The organism is Lacticaseibacillus sp. YLM2-1 (assembly GCF_056583465.1).
In genome coordinates this window covers 2,736,384-2,752,414 of the sequence record NZ_CM152617.1, presented here as the reverse complement: position 1 = coordinate 2,752,414, position 16,031 = coordinate 2,736,384, and the positions used below count along the sequence as shown (strand labels likewise).

Genomic DNA, 16,031 nt, shown 5'->3' with positions numbered 1-16,031 from the left:
GGTAACCTGATTGAATAGTTTGGATTATCGACTTCTACGCTATCTCCTAGCAAATGGCACATCTGATTTAGACGAGTTGGCCGAAAGCGAAAACGTTTCAACGCGTACGATGCAGAAGTACATTCATGAGCTAGGAGAATCACTTGGGGATGCTGCAGAAATTCGCATTAATAAAAATGGGTACTTCTTGCACATCTTGGATTATCGCCAATTTTCTTTAATTCAATCAGGTGTCTTCAAACAAAATATTGATAATAACGACAAGCAGAAGCGGCAGGCGGAAATTCTTTTTCGTCTTATCAAAGAACGGCAATTCATTCCTATGGATGAAATCGCTGATCAATTGACGGTCAGTCGCGGCACTTTATTAAAAGATTTAGAAGCTTGTCGCGCTTGGTTGAAAAATTATGATCTCCAAATTGAAGGGGCGACAAGTCGCGGGGTTAAGTTACAAGTGGGGTCAACTGTTGACTTAACCATGTTGATTTACAATCACCTCTTTGATTATGTGCAGTCGCGAATTTTTACGGATAAAACTTTGGTTGCATCAGTCGTCAGTCGGCTGAATTCAGCAAAGATAAAGACGAGCACAACACAAATTTTTGAGAAGATCATGCAAATCATCGTCTTCCTGAAAAAGCATCATTATGTATTCAGTGGTATTAGTCCGTATTATACGAACTTGATGGACGATTCACCACTTTTCATTAACATTGTTGGTGATATTGAAGATCGCTGCCATGTGTCATTTAGCCAAGAAGAATATGATTTCCTTGCCTTTCCCTTCAACTTGTATGCGAACAAGTTATTGTCACCAGCTAAGTTGAAGGTAAAGGTTCACGAAAACAAAGCAATGTTCGACCAAATTGCCAGTGAAGTTCGAGCTTTGGTTGATGCCAAGATTGACTATGACCAATTTTATGAGACGACTAAGTATCATTTAATTTTCTTGATTAATCGCGGTATTTTCCACATTTCTCCGTCTGATTATTTGACGGACAAAATGTTACAACGATTTCAATTAGCTGCCGATATGGCGATCTTGATGATTGACAAGTTGGAAGAAAAAATGGGGATTCATATTGCGGATGTTGAGATCAATTATCTGACGGTTTACTTCGAAATGGCGTTGCAGCATGCCGATGTCAATGTACCAGATCAACCACGAGTTGGTTTTTATTCAAACATGGGGCAAAGCGTGCTGCAGTATTTGCAAAATCAGCTTAACACGATGTTCGAGTCGCAGGTGACAATCACTGCTTATCAGGATGAGGAAGATATTCTAAAACATCAAGATGAGTTGATCATGGTTTTCACAGATCGGCCGTTGGCTCATAAATTGCGAATTCCGGTCGTCATGATTGGTGATATCTTCCGGGATCGCGTGCTTGAAACCAAAGTGCGAGTTTCAGCGGTTCAACACGAAATTGATGCTGGCAGAATCATCTGGCGCCCACAGGTTTTCGAGAATCGAGCAAGTATGTCGTATGAAGCTGTCTTACGAGCAGCACTCAAGCCAGATAGTGATGCAGGTTTGGTTGACCCGGGATTTATTGACCGATTGATTAAGCACGAATCGACCACCAAGTTTGTGCTCGATAACGGTGTCGCGATCCCCCATGCCATTGCGGATATTGACGAGAATCGCTTGTTCCTGCATCTAAGTGTACTGAAACATGCCATTCCAGTTGGTGGCAAAGCAGTTAGTTATATTTTTGTTATTGGGATTCCACGTGTTTTAGGGAAAAAAGCCTTGGAGGATTTATCGATGCTCTATGATCTGCTGTTTTTACTAGCAGTGAATGAAGCGGCGATGAATAATCTGCGCAAGATTTCAGGCAGTCAAGATCCCTTAACCGTTGTCACGGAGGGACTTTAAATGAACGTTTTGATACTTGGTATCTTTATTGCAGCGGCGTTTTTACTGCAGGCACTAATGGGCTATTTTCAGATTCGTAATTTTGCTCACAATTATCACGAGGTACGGCAAGATGGTCGGGTGCTGATCGGGAAAAATCCTCGGCGTTTTCGCCAAGGCAGTTTGATGCTGATCGGTTTAGACCATGATGATCGTATTCAAGAAATTCGGGTGATGAAGGGCCTCACGGTTTTCAGCCGATTCCGAGACGTGAATCAATTTGACGGTGAACTGGTCGCTGAAGTTGGCGCTGATTACACGGCACTGCAGAAGCTGAGTCGAACAGAACGCGAATGTTTTCTGAATGCGTATCGCAATTATGTGAACTATAAAACGAATAATCTCAGTTTTGAAGACTTTGATACGAGTCGTGTCAGCATGTTTTCACTGCCGATCTTTAATGAGATCGGCATAAAAATGAAAGCGATTCCGCATATGCTAACCAATGTCTTTAAGAAGAATACAATTTAAATTTAGGAGATGAGACCATGCAATATGTTTCTGATTTTGCAGCCGGCTTCATGAAGCTGTTCCAAACAGGTGGCAAGACATTCATTAGCTGGATGACCAGCATTGTACCAGTTGTCTTGCTATTGTTGGTATTGATGAACACGATTATTGCTTTTATTGGGGAAGAACGAATCGAACGGTTTGCCCAGAAAGCGAGCCGAAATGTGTTGATGCGTTATCTGGTATTGCCATTCTTAGCAGCATTCATGTTAGGTAATCCAATGTGCTTCACGCTTGCCCGCTTCTTGCCGGAATACTACAAGCCAAGTTACTATGCTGCACAAGCACAGTTCTGCCATACCAGCAATGGCGTGTTCCCGCATATTAATCCAGGTGAATTGTTCGTCTGGTTGGGCATTGCCCAAGGTGTCCAAAAACTTGGGTTAAATCAAATGGATCTCGCAATTCGCTACATGTTAGTCGGGATTGTGATGAACTTTATCGGCGGTTGGGTCACCGACTTCACAACCGCATATGTTTCTAAACAAACTGGCATTACGCTCAGCAAGACAGTTGATCTGTCGGCGCGTAATGGTCAAGAAGCCTAATTGTCTGAATAAAGGAGGCATTTACTATCATGGCTGATCAAAAATGGCATAGTATTCAAGTTGTGAAAGGTTCAGGCGGCTATGGCGGCCCCTTGACCATTACACCTACAGAACAAAAGCATAAGTTTATCTACGTGACTGGCGGCAATCGACCTGCCATCGTTGACAAGATTGTTGAGTTAACTGGGATGGAAGCAGTCGATGGTTTCAAGACATCGATCCCTGAAGATGAGACAGCTGTTGCAATCATTGACTGTGGCGGCACATTGCGTTGCGGGATCTATCCAAAGAAAAATATTTTAACGATCAACGTTTTACCAACCGGGAAATCCGGTCCACTGGCGAAATATATTGTGCCTAAGTTGTACGTTTCAAACGTTGATGTGAATCAAATCACGGCATTGCCTGATGATGCGGTGCCGGATCAATCATTAAACGGTGTACCTTTTGACCAACGTGGCGAAGCTGGCAAACAGCATGCTGCATTGGCAGAATCGGCAGCTTCTCAAGCTACGGCAACAGAAGCAAAAACGACAGCAGCTAAAGATCAAGAAGCAGCTGAAGCTCGCGAAGCCAAGTTTGATACGAACAAAACGATCACGGCGCAGATGAAAAAGCCCAACTTTATTGCGCGCATCGGGATTGGCGCTGGGAAAGTGATTGCTACCTTTAATCAGGCAGCTAAAGATTCTGTTCAGACAATGCTGAATACCGTTATTCCATTTATGGCCTTTGTAGCTTTACTGATTGGTATTATTCAGGGATCTGGCTTGGGCAGTTGGTTTGCTAAACTCATGACGCCACTTGCTGGTAATGTCTTTGGACTTATCGTCATCGGCTTTATCTGTTCCCTACCGTTCCTTTCACCAATCCTTGGCCCCGGGGCTGTTATTGCTCAGGTTATTGGGACGTTGATCGGGGTTGAAATCGGTCGTGGTAACATCCAGCCACAATATGCGCTGCCTGCATTGTTTGCGATTAACACGCAAAACGCGGCTGACTTCATTCCAGTTGGTTTAGGACTTGAAGAAGCTGATTCCAAGACTGTTGAAGTCGGCGTTGTCTCTGTCTTGTATTCCCGTTTTCTAAACGGGGTACCACGTGTTGTTGTTGCTTGGTTAGCAAGTTTTGGCTTGTACGCGAAATAAGTTAGTTTATTGGAGAGGTGAGTAAGGTGTCGTCATTAGCAGAAACAGTAAAATACGAGACAAAAATTCTTGAAGTTGGTTCGGAAGCACGGGGGTTCAAGGATATCAATATGGCCATTCTTTTTGGAGATGAAGCCCCTGATGCATTACGATCGTCTTGCTTCATTATTAATGTCAATAAAATTTTGGAACCAATCGAAGTCGGAGATGTGATGACGTTCGACGATCAATCTTATAAGATCACGGCGGTTGGCAATGAGGTGAACACCAATCTGGGCAACCTTGGTCATACAGCGATTGTTTTCGATGGTTCGACAACACCTGAGCTCGCAGGATCGCTTTATTTGGAAGAAAAGACGTATCCAGAATTAGATGTCGGGACTACAATTAAAATAATAAGAGCGTGAACCGGCGCGGTAAGAAACCGGAGCATAAGTGGCCTTGGCCGCGATGACCGCCCTTTGATCATTGCGACCAAGGTTCTTATGTGCAGGTTTCATCGCCATTGAACGCTTTTAATTAGGGGGAATAATCCATGTTTATTGATACAGCGAACCTCGATCAAGTCAAAGAAATGTTGAGTTTTAATCAGTTCGAAGGGGTTACCACCAATCCCAAGCTGTTGCTGAAGGAAGGCCATCCACGCTTCGAACAATTAGGTAAGATTCGCGACTTGAAGCCAGGCGTTTTGTTCGTGCAATTGGTTGGCGATACTGAGGAAGAATTGTTAGCTGACTATCACGAATTACGCAAGCGCTTTCCGGATAATGATGACACGCGCATGGCCTTTAAGATTCCATTATTTGAACCAGGCTATCGGGCAGTATCAGCGATTCGCGCTGAAAAGCCCGATGAGTGTCTGCTAGGCACGGCCGTTTATTCTGTTCGCCAGGGCTTCATGGCCTGCGTCGTTGACTGTGATTACATTGCCCCATACGTCAATCGTATGGAGCAGTTGGACATTGACCCATACAGCGTGATCGCCGAGACACATTCATTCTACAAGAGTACTGACACGCACATTAAGATCATGGGCGCCAGCTTCAAGACGGCTTCACAAGTGATGGCTGCCATCAAAGCTGGGGCAGAAAATGTCACCATCAGTTACGATATTTTCCAACAGCTCATGACCAATGCAGCAGCCAATGATGCGATTCGCGTCTTCAATGAAGAAGGCCATCAGCTGGATAAAACAGCTGGAATTTGATCACTGATCGGATGAACAAAATCGTGATGGGATAGGTGCGAATTTAATTTCAAAAAAGCCATGAAGTGCCGAGCTTGACTCGGGGTTTCATGGCTTTTTGTGTTTCGCACGACTTGATCTATCGGAGGCAGCAAACGAACTTTCATTCAAAACAGTCTATTTTTGCAGCAGATTACCAGCCAAAAAATAGGCGTTATTTTTAAAAATAAGAAACGGTTTTTTGCACGAATGACTGATGCAAAGTGTGAAATGTCTAAATTGACGTTTTTTTGAAATTTAAGGAATGATACAACTTATAAATGCTGTTATGTACATAAATAAACGCGCCATATAAGCACTTCAATCATTGGCTTCCTGAATAGCTTAACACAATATTGTTGACAATCGGAACAGACCAATTGTCTTTTTGTTTACAATATCACATATCGTTGCACGATTAATCGTGCAAACATTGCCTGTTGTTTCGTCTTAGAAAGCGCTTTACAGTAGAATTAGAAATTAAGTGTGGGGGGTGATGTGAGATGTCATTAAGTAACCGACAGCGGCAGATTGTTTTGCAGCTGATTAGTGCTGAAGGGGCGGTGACAGCTAAGCAGTTGGCTGAGTCAGTTGCAGTCAGTGTTCGGACAGTGAAGTACGACTTAACAGATATTCGAGATTGGCTGGCGGCGAAAGATTCAGTTTTGAAAAGTGCACCGCGCAAAGGAATCTGGATCGAGGCTAGTGAAGCTGCACGAACGGCTTTGCGGGAGAAAATCGATGATCAGTTAGCTGATAACTATTTAGCCCCGAATGAACGAATTCTCCGCATGATCTTGATTCTTTCACAAACCGGCGATTACACCACCCAACAGCAGTTGCAGGCGCGGGTGAATGTGAGTCAGACAACGGTGAACAATGATCTGAAGAAACTCGCGGTTTACTTGGAGCAATTCAACGTCAAGCTGATCAGCAAAAACTATTATGGCTACAAGCTGAATGGTACCGAGTTGGCTATCCGCCGTTTGCTGGAACAGCTCATCACCCAGCAGTTGAATCGTAAAACGCTCATGGCCGAGCTGGTTGACAGCTTGAACACTAAAACCGAACCGAAAAGAGCTTTAGTTTTGACCGGTGAAGCAACTTTTGATCACGCGTTCAATACCATCTTGAAAGAGGCCATTCGTTTAGGTAAACAGGAAGGCGACATGCCTGATCCTAGTACACTGATTGCCACGATCATTCGGTTGACCATCGGCGTGATTCGCCAAGGGTTTAATCAACTAGTCAACAGCTATCATCGGGTTGAACAGTCCCAAACGGATCAGCAGTATTCGGACAAACTGATCATGAGGACGTTGGATTTTTACAACTTGCCAGCGCTCACGGACGATTACGACTATTATCTCGGTCAAAGCGTTAACGAAAAAGTGGCCCCGCAAGATCATAACTTGGTCGCGATGACACATCGCATCATCTTGGCGGTTGGGGCGTTGGTTGATCATGATTTTAGTCACGACAGTCAGCTGCAGGAAAATCTGTACTTGCATCTTAGTCAGTCCTTGGGTAAGAAAAGTCAGCTGCTTGAGTACAGCCCGTTTACGCAAGATATTAAGCAAGAGTATCCGGCCTTGTTTGAAGCCATTGAAAAAACCGTCAATAAAGAGTTGGCAGGTGATCAGGAAGTTTTAAGTGAGGCGTTTGTTTCCTTCATTGCGTTGCATTTCATGGTGTCGCTCAATCGCGATAGCCAGATGCGCACGGTTCGAGTCGCGTATGTTTGTGCAACTGGCATTGGAATCACCAATCTGATTCAGCAGCGCATTGCTTCAGCGATTCCGAATATTGAACTGGTCGGCTTTGCTTCCATTGATGATGCGCGGGCGTTGATTGCCCGCGAACATCCTGAATTGGTCATCAGTGTGTTTCCGCTCAAGAATTCGGAGGTTCAGGTGATTGAAGTGCGACCGTTGCCGAATGCCGCTGACATCGCTGCGATTCGAGGAGCGGTTGCTAAAAAATTACAAGTACCGCTTGCCCAGATTAAGTCACAGCAACCAGTAGTGCCGATTAGACCGAAGCCCAATCTTGAACAACAGACGCAGCAGACGATTTTGACTATGTTCAGTATCTATTCGGAACTCAAGCAGCAATTGCCAACAACAATTGATCCATATTACGGCGATGCGTTCATGATGCACGTTTTCCTCGCGGTCCAACGCATTATGTTTGATAAGCAGTATCAGGGAAAACCAAATCAGGATGATCCTAAGCTGGTGGGGACAGTTGAGCATGTCTTTTCGGATCACGGCCTTGCCATCAATCGTGCAGAAGTGCATGCGATCCTAGAGTATTTGAGCTTAAGTCATGAAGTATCACAGGAAGGGGATGACACCACTGGACGCGAACGTTGAATTACCCACAGAAGTCAAAGCGATGATCGAACAAAGCAGTGATGCCCAAGCAGCAACAGCACTTGTCAATTATGTGATTAAGCTAGCCGCTGCAGCGGAGATTCATTTTACTGATCTTCAGCTGCAAGTTCTCACGAATCATCTTATTGAAATGCTAGGCCGATCGAAGTCAGGCGAGCAATTGCCAGCGGTCGATCCGACAATGTTCGCCGAAGTTTCGCAAAAGTCGTTGGATTTGGCAGATCAAGTTGTGCAGCATATCGGGCATTTGGAAGTCGCAGAGAAGTACGTTTTATCGATTCATTTTGAAGCAGCGCAGAATAAGATTTAAAAAATTGTTGTAGAAGGTCACTTACTTTGAATAAAAAAACGCGCTCGCAGTCGCAACCCAGCTATGTGAAGGACAGTTACGTCAGATAGCCCAAAGATCGGACCATTTGACGTGACTGCCACTTCGCTACGCCGAGCTAAGCGTTCCTGCTCGCGCTCTCATAATAGGAGGATTTCACCATGGTTAAAGTTGTTATTGCAGATCGGATGGGTAAAGGTCAGAACGTTGCTAAAGGTGTTGAAGCAGCTGGCGGTACAGCGGTTGTTGTGCCGGGCATGGGCGCGGATATGCGCTTGGGCCAAGTGATGGATAAAGAAAAAGCCGATATGGGGATTAGCTTCTGCGGTTCAGGCGGTGCCGGTGCGATCACGGCTCACACCCAGTTTGGCTGGCCAGAACGTCATGGTATGCGTTCGGTTCAAGAAGGGATCACCGCGATTGAAGATGGCAATAAAGTGCTTGGTTTCGGTTTCATGGATCAAGAAGCTTTAGGCAAAGCCCTTGTCGAGGCATGGAACAAAAAGTATCCAGAAGCTTAAGGAGTGATTCAGATGACGGTCGTGAATGAAACCAAACGTCAGGTTCTCACAGTGTCTGGTAAAGGCGAGACCAAGCAACAAGCTTTCGCTGCTGCCTTCAGCGACATTCAAAAGCAGCTGATCGACAATGGCGATGAAGCTATTTTACGGATCGTCCCAGAAAAGGTTGAGCCGCTGAAGTTGATCAAATCCAGTTACACAGAAAAGTTTCTTTTCTTCTTTTTCAAACGGACTAGGACCACTTATGCAGTTACTTTGGCGGTGACGGTTGCTATTACCGCGATTGATCTTGGTGCTTTGACCTTCGAAGATGTCACAGCACCGTCACCAGACGCACTCTCATTACCGAACTTGAAAAATATGTTAAAGGATGTGAAATGAGTTGCCAATACTAACGATTTTATTCCAGTCAATCATCATTGGTGGATTGGTCGGCTTTGCGGCTGGGGTTGGGGCCGCCCGGATGTTTACCGCGCCGAAAACCCAAGCCTTGGGGGCTTTCCGAACATTAGGCGAAATGAATGCAGCAGAAGGTGATCCGGCTTCGCATTTTAGCTTCGGCCTTGGTTTCTTCTTCAATGCATGGGCATCAACGGTGGGAGCCGGTGCCTTCACGCAGGATATCACTCACCGTGTGATTCCTAACTGGGCAGCAGCAGGCTTGTTGGTGAAGAATCGCAATGTTGAGCAGACTGTGCACAATCCTAAGAAAATGGGGATTGCCGGTGCCATTATCGGGGTTGTCGTTGTTGCTTTCTTGAATGTCACCTCCAGTTCCATCCCTGAATCTTTACAGGTGACTGCAGTTAAAGTGTTAGTCCCAGCTGCCAATCAGCTGATCAATCTGGTGATGCCGATTCTGTTCTGGCTGGCTGCCATTGATGCTGGTCGTCGTTCTGGGTTATTCGGAACCGTCTTCGGCGGGCTTTCGGCGATGATCATGGGTAACGCGGTGCCAGGTGTTGTGTTGGGCATTTTGATTGGTAAAGGGGTCGACGAACTCGGTTGGACTCGGATTACGAAATCTATTTTGGCAGCAGCGATTCTGTTGTTTGTTCTATCCGGTTTCTTCCGTGGGTTTGATCTTAACTTGTTGAAGTCCTTTAACCTGAATGCACCAGGTTGGTTGTCGAACGTTCATCAAATGTTAGGCGGAAAGTAGGGGTGTTAACGAATGGCTGATAAACAAACCACAGCAAATGATGTGTCTGCGGATGAAGAATTGAAGGCAGTTGCAAATGATCATGACTTTTGGCACGCAGACTGGGGCTTCGTTGTCATCGTCGCCTTGATGTCGGCTGGCGTCTTTGCCGGCACGTCAATGTATTACAATTATGGTGTCGGTGCTTTCAACGAAGTCGCGATTGTTGCGATGTTGAAGGCGGGGATGACTGGCGGCTCATACGGTGCAGCTGCGGCCTTTGGTGCCAGTTTCCTGTTCGCCCGTATTTTGGAAGGCTCACTGGTCGGAATTCTCGATCTTGGCGGTTCGATTTTAACTGGTGTCGGCATTGGGATTCCAGCGATTTTACTCTCGGTTGGTGCCAAATCCTTAGTTTCCAACTTTGGACTTGCCCTTTTGACCGGCGGGGTATTAGGACTCATTATCGGGGTCATCATTTACCTCGTGCGGAAATTTACGATTAATCAAAGTAATGCCACATTCGGTGCGGATGTCATGATGGGTGCCGGGAACCAAACCGGGCGTTTCCTTGGTCCGCTGATCATTCTGAGTGCGGTCACCGCCAGCATTCCAATCGGGATCGGCAGTACAGTCGGCGCAGCCCTCTTCTACGCATGGAAAAAGCCAATCCCCGGCGGTGCCATCATCGGCGCCATGGTTATGGGCTTCTTCTTCCCAGTAAAATTATAGAGTGTGAATCAGCCCGGTTAGAAACCGGAGTGTAAGTGGCCTCTAACCTAAATGGCTGGGCTTTAGCCATTTAGGTTAGAGGTCCTTACACGAAGGTTTCTGGGCTGGCGAACACGTTTCAAAAAGAGTGTGAACAGGCGCGGTTAGCTCGGCGTAGCGAAGCGGCAGTCAAGACAACTGGTCTGGGCTTTGGACCAGTTGCCTTGACTGTCCTTCGCATAGCCGAGCTGCGCCAGTGAACACGTTTCGAAAAATCATTTTCTACACAGATTTGAAAGGCAGGTAATCAGCAGTGTTTGATGTCTTAATCAAGAATGGCAAAACCGAACGCGAACAACCGATTGAAATTGGAATCAATGGCAGCCAGATTGCGGCACTTGCCCCCAAACTTGAAGGGGCAAGCGGCAAACAAGAAATCGACCTGCATCATGAAGCTTATGTGAGTGCAGGTTGGATTGATGATCATGCCCATTGTTATGAAAAGTTGACGCTATATTATGATGATCCCGATGAAGATGGCTATAAGACGGGTGTGACAACGGTGATTGATGCCGGATCAACCGGGGCCGATAACATTCGCGATTTTTACAACATTACCCGCGATAAGAAAACCAATGTCTACGCGCTGATCAATATTGGTCGAACCGGTATTTTGGCGCAGGATGAATTGGGGGACATCAGCAAGGTCAATAAAGAGGCACTGTTTGATGCTGTGCACGACTTGCCTGATTTCATTGTCGGGATTAAGGCGCGCGAAAGCCATTCCGTTGTGATTGATAATGGCATCAAACCATTATTGGCAGCTAAATCTTACGCTGCTTTGCTGGGCAACTTACCAGTCATGGTTCATGTGGGCGCTAATCCGCCGGAACTTAAAGACATTATGCAGGCCATGGGTAAAGGTGACGTGTTGACGCATGCTTACAATGGCAAGCCAAATGGCATGGTTGATGAACATGGCGAAATCAAAGAGTTCATTTACGACGCCTATGATCGCGGTGTGATTTTCGATGTCGGCCACGGCACAGATTCCTTTAATTTCAAAACCATGCGCATTGCCCGTGACCATGGGCTTGATCCTAAGTCACTCAGCACGGACATCTACCACCGCAACCGCGAAAATGGTCCAGTATACGATATGGCAACCACGATGGAGAAAATGCTGCAAGTTGGCTACACATTGCCTGAAGTGATTCGCATGGTCACCTTTGCTCCAGCAGATAATTTCCACTTGCTGAACAAAGGCCGGCTGCGTCCGGGTAAAGACGCTGACATCACGATCTATAATGTGACGGATGGTGAAAAGACACTGACAGATTCCAACGGCAACACTGAAACCGGTCACCAGCTGATTACACCAATTCGCACGATTGTCGGCGGGACAGTTTATGATTTGGAGGAACAACACGTATGAGTGACTACTACAAGACTTACGATTTAAAACATGTGATTAATGCGAGCGGTAAAATGACGATTCTCGGCGTTTCCAAAGTGCCCGAGGTTGCCATTGCGGCGCAACAGTTCGGTGACACCCATTTCTTTGAAATCAAGGATCTGGTTGATAAAACTGGCGCCTATATTGCCAAAAAGTTAGGCACAGAAGGCGCTGTTGTGGTCAATTCGGCTTCCGCCGGGATTGCCGAAGCTGTTGCCGGCATCATCGGTCAAGGCAGCAAGTACCATGCTTACCATCCGTTTTCGCCACGCTTTACCAAGCGCGAGATCATTCTGCCAAAAGGTCAGAATGTTGACTATGGGACGCCTGAAGAAGTCATGATTGAGCTTGGCGGCGGTCAGGTGGTCGAAGCTGGGTATGCCAACATGTGCACCCCGGAACACATTGAGATGATGATCACCGAGCAGACGGCGGCGATCTTCTATGTGAAGAGTCACCACGCCGTGCAAAAGAGCATGCTGACGATTCCAGAAGCCCTCGAAGTCGCTCACAAACATGATCTGCCTTTAATTCTGGATGCGGCAGCTGAAGAGGACCTGAAAAAATATGTCGACTTGGGCGTTGATGTCGTGCTTTTCTCTGGGGCCAAAGCCATTGAAGGCCCGGCATCCGGTTTGGTCTTCGGCAAAGAACCGTATATCGGCTGGACCAAACTGCAAAGCCTCGGCATCGGTCGCGCTATGAAGATCGGCAAAGAAAACATTCTTGGCTTCACCACTGCTTTGATTCATTATCTCGACAATGGACCAGAATCCGGTGACGCCATGAAAGCTCGGCTGCATCCGTTTGTCGCCGCCTTGAATGAGGTGCCGCATTTGAATGTGAAAGAAGTCCAAGATGGCGCTGGTCGCCCAATTTTCCGCGCGGCGGTGACTGTCGAAGCCACCAGCCCAAAGAATGCCAAGCAGGTGACGGCAGCACTCAAAGCCGGCGACCCGGCGATCTATACCCGTGAATATCGCGCCAATGAAGGCATCATTGAATTCGATATCCGTGCGGTAGATCAGGCCGAAATGGATTTGATTGTCACTCGTCTCAAAGAAATTCTCGCATAGAAAGGATCACTATCATGAACTTAACACCAAACTATTACAAAAACCGTGTTGCTCTGAACGTTTTGGCTGGTTCCATCCAAAACGCCGAAGATATCTACCAAGCCGCTGAAGGCCATGTCGTGGTGGGCGTTTTGACCAAAAACTACGATACTGATGAAGCTGCGATTGAAGATATGAAAAAGTATCAAGCTGTAACCCAAAACGGACTCTCCGTCGGCCTTGGCGCTGGTGATCCCAACCAGAGTGCGATGGTCAGCCGCGTGTCTAAGGTATTGCAGCCGCAACATGTCAACCAAGTCTTCACTGGCGTTGGCACCAGCCGTGCTTTGTTAGGCCAAAACGACACCGTGATCAATGGCTTAGTTTCCCCAACCGGCAAAGTCGGCATTGTCAACGTTGCCACTGGTCCTAAGAGCAGCCAAAAAGCTGCCGCTGAAGTGCCCGTAGCCACCGCTATCGCACTGTTGCAAGACATGGGCGGCACCAGCTTCAAGTTCTTCCCAATGGGCGGCCTGAAGCACGAAGAAGAGTTCCGTGCAGTTGCCAAGGCTTGCGCAGCTGAAGGCTTCAACTTGGAACCAACCGGCGGCATTGATCTGGACAACTTTGAAGCTATTCTCCAGATCGCGTTAGACGCCGGCGTGAAGCAAATCATTCCGCACATCTACAGCTCCATTATCGACAAAGCAACCGGCTTGACTCGGCCAGAGGATGTGGCTAAATTGTGGGCGATTACCAAGCGATTGGTGGATGCGACGGATTTGGTGACGGCTGAGTGATGAATTGATCGCATTCTGATTAGTCCCAAAAACTTTCACAAAATAATGAAGATCCGCAGTTCAATCGTCTGGTCACTTCAGACGATTGAACTGCGGATCTTTTGTTGGACAAGGGTGCGAACGCGGTGAACTACTTTGTAAACTGAAAAGAGGTAGAACAACTTTATGATTCATTGTGCGCGTGCTCTCTTAAAAAGCGAAGAATATTCTCTGGTTTTTGAGCTGGTTCAGCAAGTATTCTCAGAAAACTAGGTTTCTCCAATAAATTCATTAGATCCTGTAAAACAGACAAATGATCAGTTGTATTCACCGCACTGAGTACAAAAATATATTTGACAAAGCGGCTATTTGATTCATCGAAAGCAATCGGCTGATTGAGCACACCGAAACTGATGGCAACCCTCTTTGCACCTTGGTTTGGATTAGCATGGGGCAACGCGACTTGGGGTGCAATGATATAAGAGTCAAACGAATTTCGACCATGTTTTTGGATGATGGCGTCTACATAACCTTGAGTCACTGCTTTGTCAGTAACAAGGGGCGAGGCTGCAATGCTAATCGCCTGTTCCGGTGTCCTGGCCTTAATATTAAGTTGAATATAATCAGGTTTTAAGACATCTACCAACGACAATTCCTTTTCACGATTGGTGGTCTTTGCTCGGAACAACTTATCATTTAGACTGCGGCGAATCTTTGCAAGCAGTTCCGGATTATCAATGTCACGGCCAATAACAGTCATGATGGAACCCAGCGTTGGAATGGCATAGAAAGTCGAAGACATCTCGCTGTTAACTCTTTGGATCAGATTATATTTCTCTTCACTTGTCATAATCGGGTTGATAATGAAGCAAGGTTTTTTCTTTGTGAACAATTCGCTTCGATAAAAAGTTGAAAAGATCATATCAATTTCATCTAGATGTTGGTCCAGGTCAACATACCGAAATGGTTTCAAGAATTTAATGTTTGGAAAAAGATTCGTGAGTTGCAGATAGGCCAAGGCTGAACTACCGATCCCGTTCGGACACACAATGGCAGCAGTGACCAAGTCGGTTTTCCTACTGTCAGCTGAGTAAATAAAGCTAATAAGATGAATGGTCAAAAAGGCGATTTCAGCATCAGGCACTTTCCCAAGACGGTTCTCAAAGGAGCGCAATGCTTGAGCTACCAGCCTAAAGATTTCACCGTACTCTTCGATCACTTGATCTGTGAGCGGATTAATAATGGGATAATCGAATTGCAGTCGGTAATACATGGATCTGAAGTGAGTGAATATCTGCTGCGTGACTTGATGCACATCATTAAAAGCTATGCCAGAAACATCCGAGAATCTTTGAACCAGCTGATTGGTGATGGTAAAGATCTCTTGATCCAGTTTAAGATCGTCAAGTCCGCCAATGCTGAGACTCAAAGTAATGGTCGTTAGATAATCAATTGCCGTTCTTTGATTGATGCCATTTTGGACTAGCAAATCTTGAGAAAACGCGTATTCGTTAGTTGATTCAATATTCATCTTACGAGCCTTCGCCGGCAAGTAATCTGGTTTCATTCGGAGCCGACTGACCATAAAGATAAAAATGTAACCAAATTCCAGCATTCGATTTTCCACGAAGTTAATGTGATGAAACTGTGCAGTTTGAGCCACTTTTTTTAAAAATGATGGGACATCAACTTGCTGGATTAAATTTGCACAGGTGTTTAAAAGATCGGATTCATTCTTGAAAAGCTCGCCAGAAATGGTTTTGATCATAAAAGAACGAATTCGATTTTCCTGACCCTCCAATTTGTAGCCAGATTGTCGATCATAGTGGATGTGAAGTTGTGATTTCAGCAACGCTTTTTCAAGTGACTTCAAGTCTTTTGAAATCGTTGATTGGCTTACCTGCAAGTATTGCTGAAGATGAACTAGAGATAAATAGTCATCGCGGCAGGCCAATAATAATTCCAGAAAAAGCTGACGTTCCTCAGTACTTAGGGCGTACCGATTAAGAGAGGTCAAGTTTTTTGAAGCACGGAGCGTAAGCAAGTAATTGTAGGCATCATTGGGAACCATGATATAGGCACCATCTGTGTCAATCAGCGACTGTTCATGATCTGAGAGGTTTTGATTTAGCTTTTCAATGGCATAGTCAATTTGTCTACTGGTAAGCTTTAGTTGAGATCTCAATCTACTTTTAGTTAAGATCGGATGTTGAATAATTGTATCGATAATCTGTAGTTGTTTAATGTCTAGCATGATTGCTCCCTTCAATCTTCGGTCCCATTTGAAAGATAGGA

16 protein-coding genes are annotated in these 16,031 nt (G+C 45.8%); 15 read left to right on the top strand and 1 reads right to left on the bottom strand.

Annotation, left to right across the window (positions count from 1 at the left end; all coding sequences use genetic code 11):
* Nucleotides 1-10: 10 nt before the first annotated feature.
* The 15 genes from AC07KQ_RS13295 (at nucleotide 11) to dagF (ending at nucleotide 13,757) form a co-directional block, all read left to right on the top strand.
* Complete coding sequence (locus AC07KQ_RS13295) at nucleotides 11-1,879, top strand: BglG family transcription antiterminator (protein WP_003568025.1); 1,869 nt, start codon at nucleotides 11-13, stop codon at nucleotides 1,877-1,879.
* Entirely contained in the window at nucleotides 1,880-2,389 is a 510-nt protein-coding gene (locus AC07KQ_RS13290; protein ID WP_003568024.1) for a transcriptional regulator GutM, read from the top strand.
* A gap of 17 nt (nucleotides 2,390-2,406) precedes the next feature.
* Nucleotides 2,407-2,976, top strand: coding sequence for a PTS glucitol/sorbitol transporter subunit IIC (gene srlA, locus AC07KQ_RS13285; RefSeq protein WP_003568023.1), 570 nt, complete (start codon nucleotides 2,407-2,409; stop codon nucleotides 2,974-2,976).
* Nucleotides 2,977-3,005: 29 nt separating this feature from the next.
* Nucleotides 3,006-4,124, top strand: coding sequence for a PTS glucitol/sorbitol transporter subunit IIB (gene srlE / locus AC07KQ_RS13280; protein WP_003571783.1), 1,119 nt, complete (start codon nucleotides 3,006-3,008; stop codon nucleotides 4,122-4,124).
* Nucleotides 4,125-4,150: 26 nt separating this feature from the next.
* The gene (locus tag AC07KQ_RS13275; RefSeq protein WP_003568021.1) at nucleotides 4,151-4,531 is read left to right on the top strand and encodes a PTS glucitol/sorbitol transporter subunit IIA; all 381 of its coding nucleotides are present in this window, start codon (nucleotides 4,151-4,153) and stop codon (nucleotides 4,529-4,531) included.
* A gap of 128 nt (nucleotides 4,532-4,659) precedes the next feature.
* Complete coding sequence (locus tag AC07KQ_RS13270) at nucleotides 4,660-5,331, top strand: transaldolase family protein (protein WP_003568020.1); 672 nt, start codon at nucleotides 4,660-4,662, stop codon at nucleotides 5,329-5,331.
* A 521-nt stretch (nucleotides 5,332-5,852) separates the two neighbouring features.
* Complete coding sequence (locus AC07KQ_RS13265; RefSeq protein WP_274990920.1) at nucleotides 5,853-7,724, top strand: BglG family transcription antiterminator; 1,872 nt, start codon at nucleotides 5,853-5,855, stop codon at nucleotides 7,722-7,724.
* Complete coding sequence (locus AC07KQ_RS13260; RefSeq protein ID WP_003568018.1) at nucleotides 7,699-8,055, top strand: transcriptional regulator; 357 nt, start codon at nucleotides 7,699-7,701, stop codon at nucleotides 8,053-8,055. The genes AC07KQ_RS13265 and AC07KQ_RS13260 overlap by 26 nt, the downstream gene beginning before the upstream one ends.
* A 179-nt stretch (nucleotides 8,056-8,234) precedes the next feature.
* Nucleotides 8,235-8,594: an SFCGS family glycine-rich protein gene (locus tag AC07KQ_RS13255; RefSeq protein WP_003568017.1), complete on the top strand. Its 360-nt coding sequence runs from the start codon at nucleotides 8,235-8,237 to the stop codon at nucleotides 8,592-8,594.
* Between the two features lie 12 nt (nucleotides 8,595-8,606).
* Nucleotides 8,607-8,975 carry a DUF4312 family protein gene (locus AC07KQ_RS13250; RefSeq protein ID WP_003568016.1) on the top strand — a complete coding sequence of 123 codons (369 nt, stop codon included), beginning with the start codon at nucleotides 8,607-8,609 and terminating at the stop codon, nucleotides 8,973-8,975.
* 1 nt (nucleotide 8,976) lies between these two features.
* The gene (locus AC07KQ_RS13245) at nucleotides 8,977-9,756 is read left to right on the top strand and encodes a DUF4311 domain-containing protein (protein ID WP_003571780.1); all 780 of its coding nucleotides are present in this window, start codon (nucleotides 8,977-8,979) and stop codon (nucleotides 9,754-9,756) included.
* A 12-nt stretch (nucleotides 9,757-9,768) separates the two neighbouring features.
* A complete protein-coding gene (locus AC07KQ_RS13240; protein ID WP_003568014.1) occupies nucleotides 9,769-10,467 on the top strand; it encodes a DUF4310 family protein in 699 nt (232 codons plus the stop codon).
* 292 nt (nucleotides 10,468-10,759) lie between these two features.
* Entirely contained in the window at nucleotides 10,760-11,881 is a 1,122-nt protein-coding gene (locus AC07KQ_RS13235; protein ID WP_003568013.1) for an amidohydrolase/deacetylase family metallohydrolase, read from the top strand.
* Nucleotides 11,878-12,978 carry a DgaE family pyridoxal phosphate-dependent ammonia lyase gene (locus tag AC07KQ_RS13230; RefSeq protein ID WP_003568012.1) on the top strand — a complete coding sequence of 367 codons (1,101 nt, stop codon included), beginning with the start codon at nucleotides 11,878-11,880 and terminating at the stop codon, nucleotides 12,976-12,978. Before AC07KQ_RS13235 ends, AC07KQ_RS13230 begins: the two co-directional genes overlap by 4 nt.
* 14 nt (nucleotides 12,979-12,992) lie before the next feature.
* Complete coding sequence (gene dagF / locus AC07KQ_RS13225; RefSeq protein WP_003568011.1) at nucleotides 12,993-13,757, top strand: 2-dehydro-3-deoxy-phosphogluconate aldolase; 765 nt, start codon at nucleotides 12,993-12,995, stop codon at nucleotides 13,755-13,757.
* A 163-nt stretch (nucleotides 13,758-13,920) separates the two neighbouring features.
* Here the strand turns inward: dagF and AC07KQ_RS13220 are convergent, their stop codons facing one another.
* Nucleotides 13,921-15,990: a BglG family transcription antiterminator gene (locus AC07KQ_RS13220; RefSeq protein ID WP_003568010.1), complete on the bottom strand. Its 2,070-nt coding sequence runs from the start codon at nucleotides 15,988-15,990 to the stop codon at nucleotides 13,921-13,923.
* Nucleotides 15,991-16,031 lie beyond the last annotated feature (41 nt).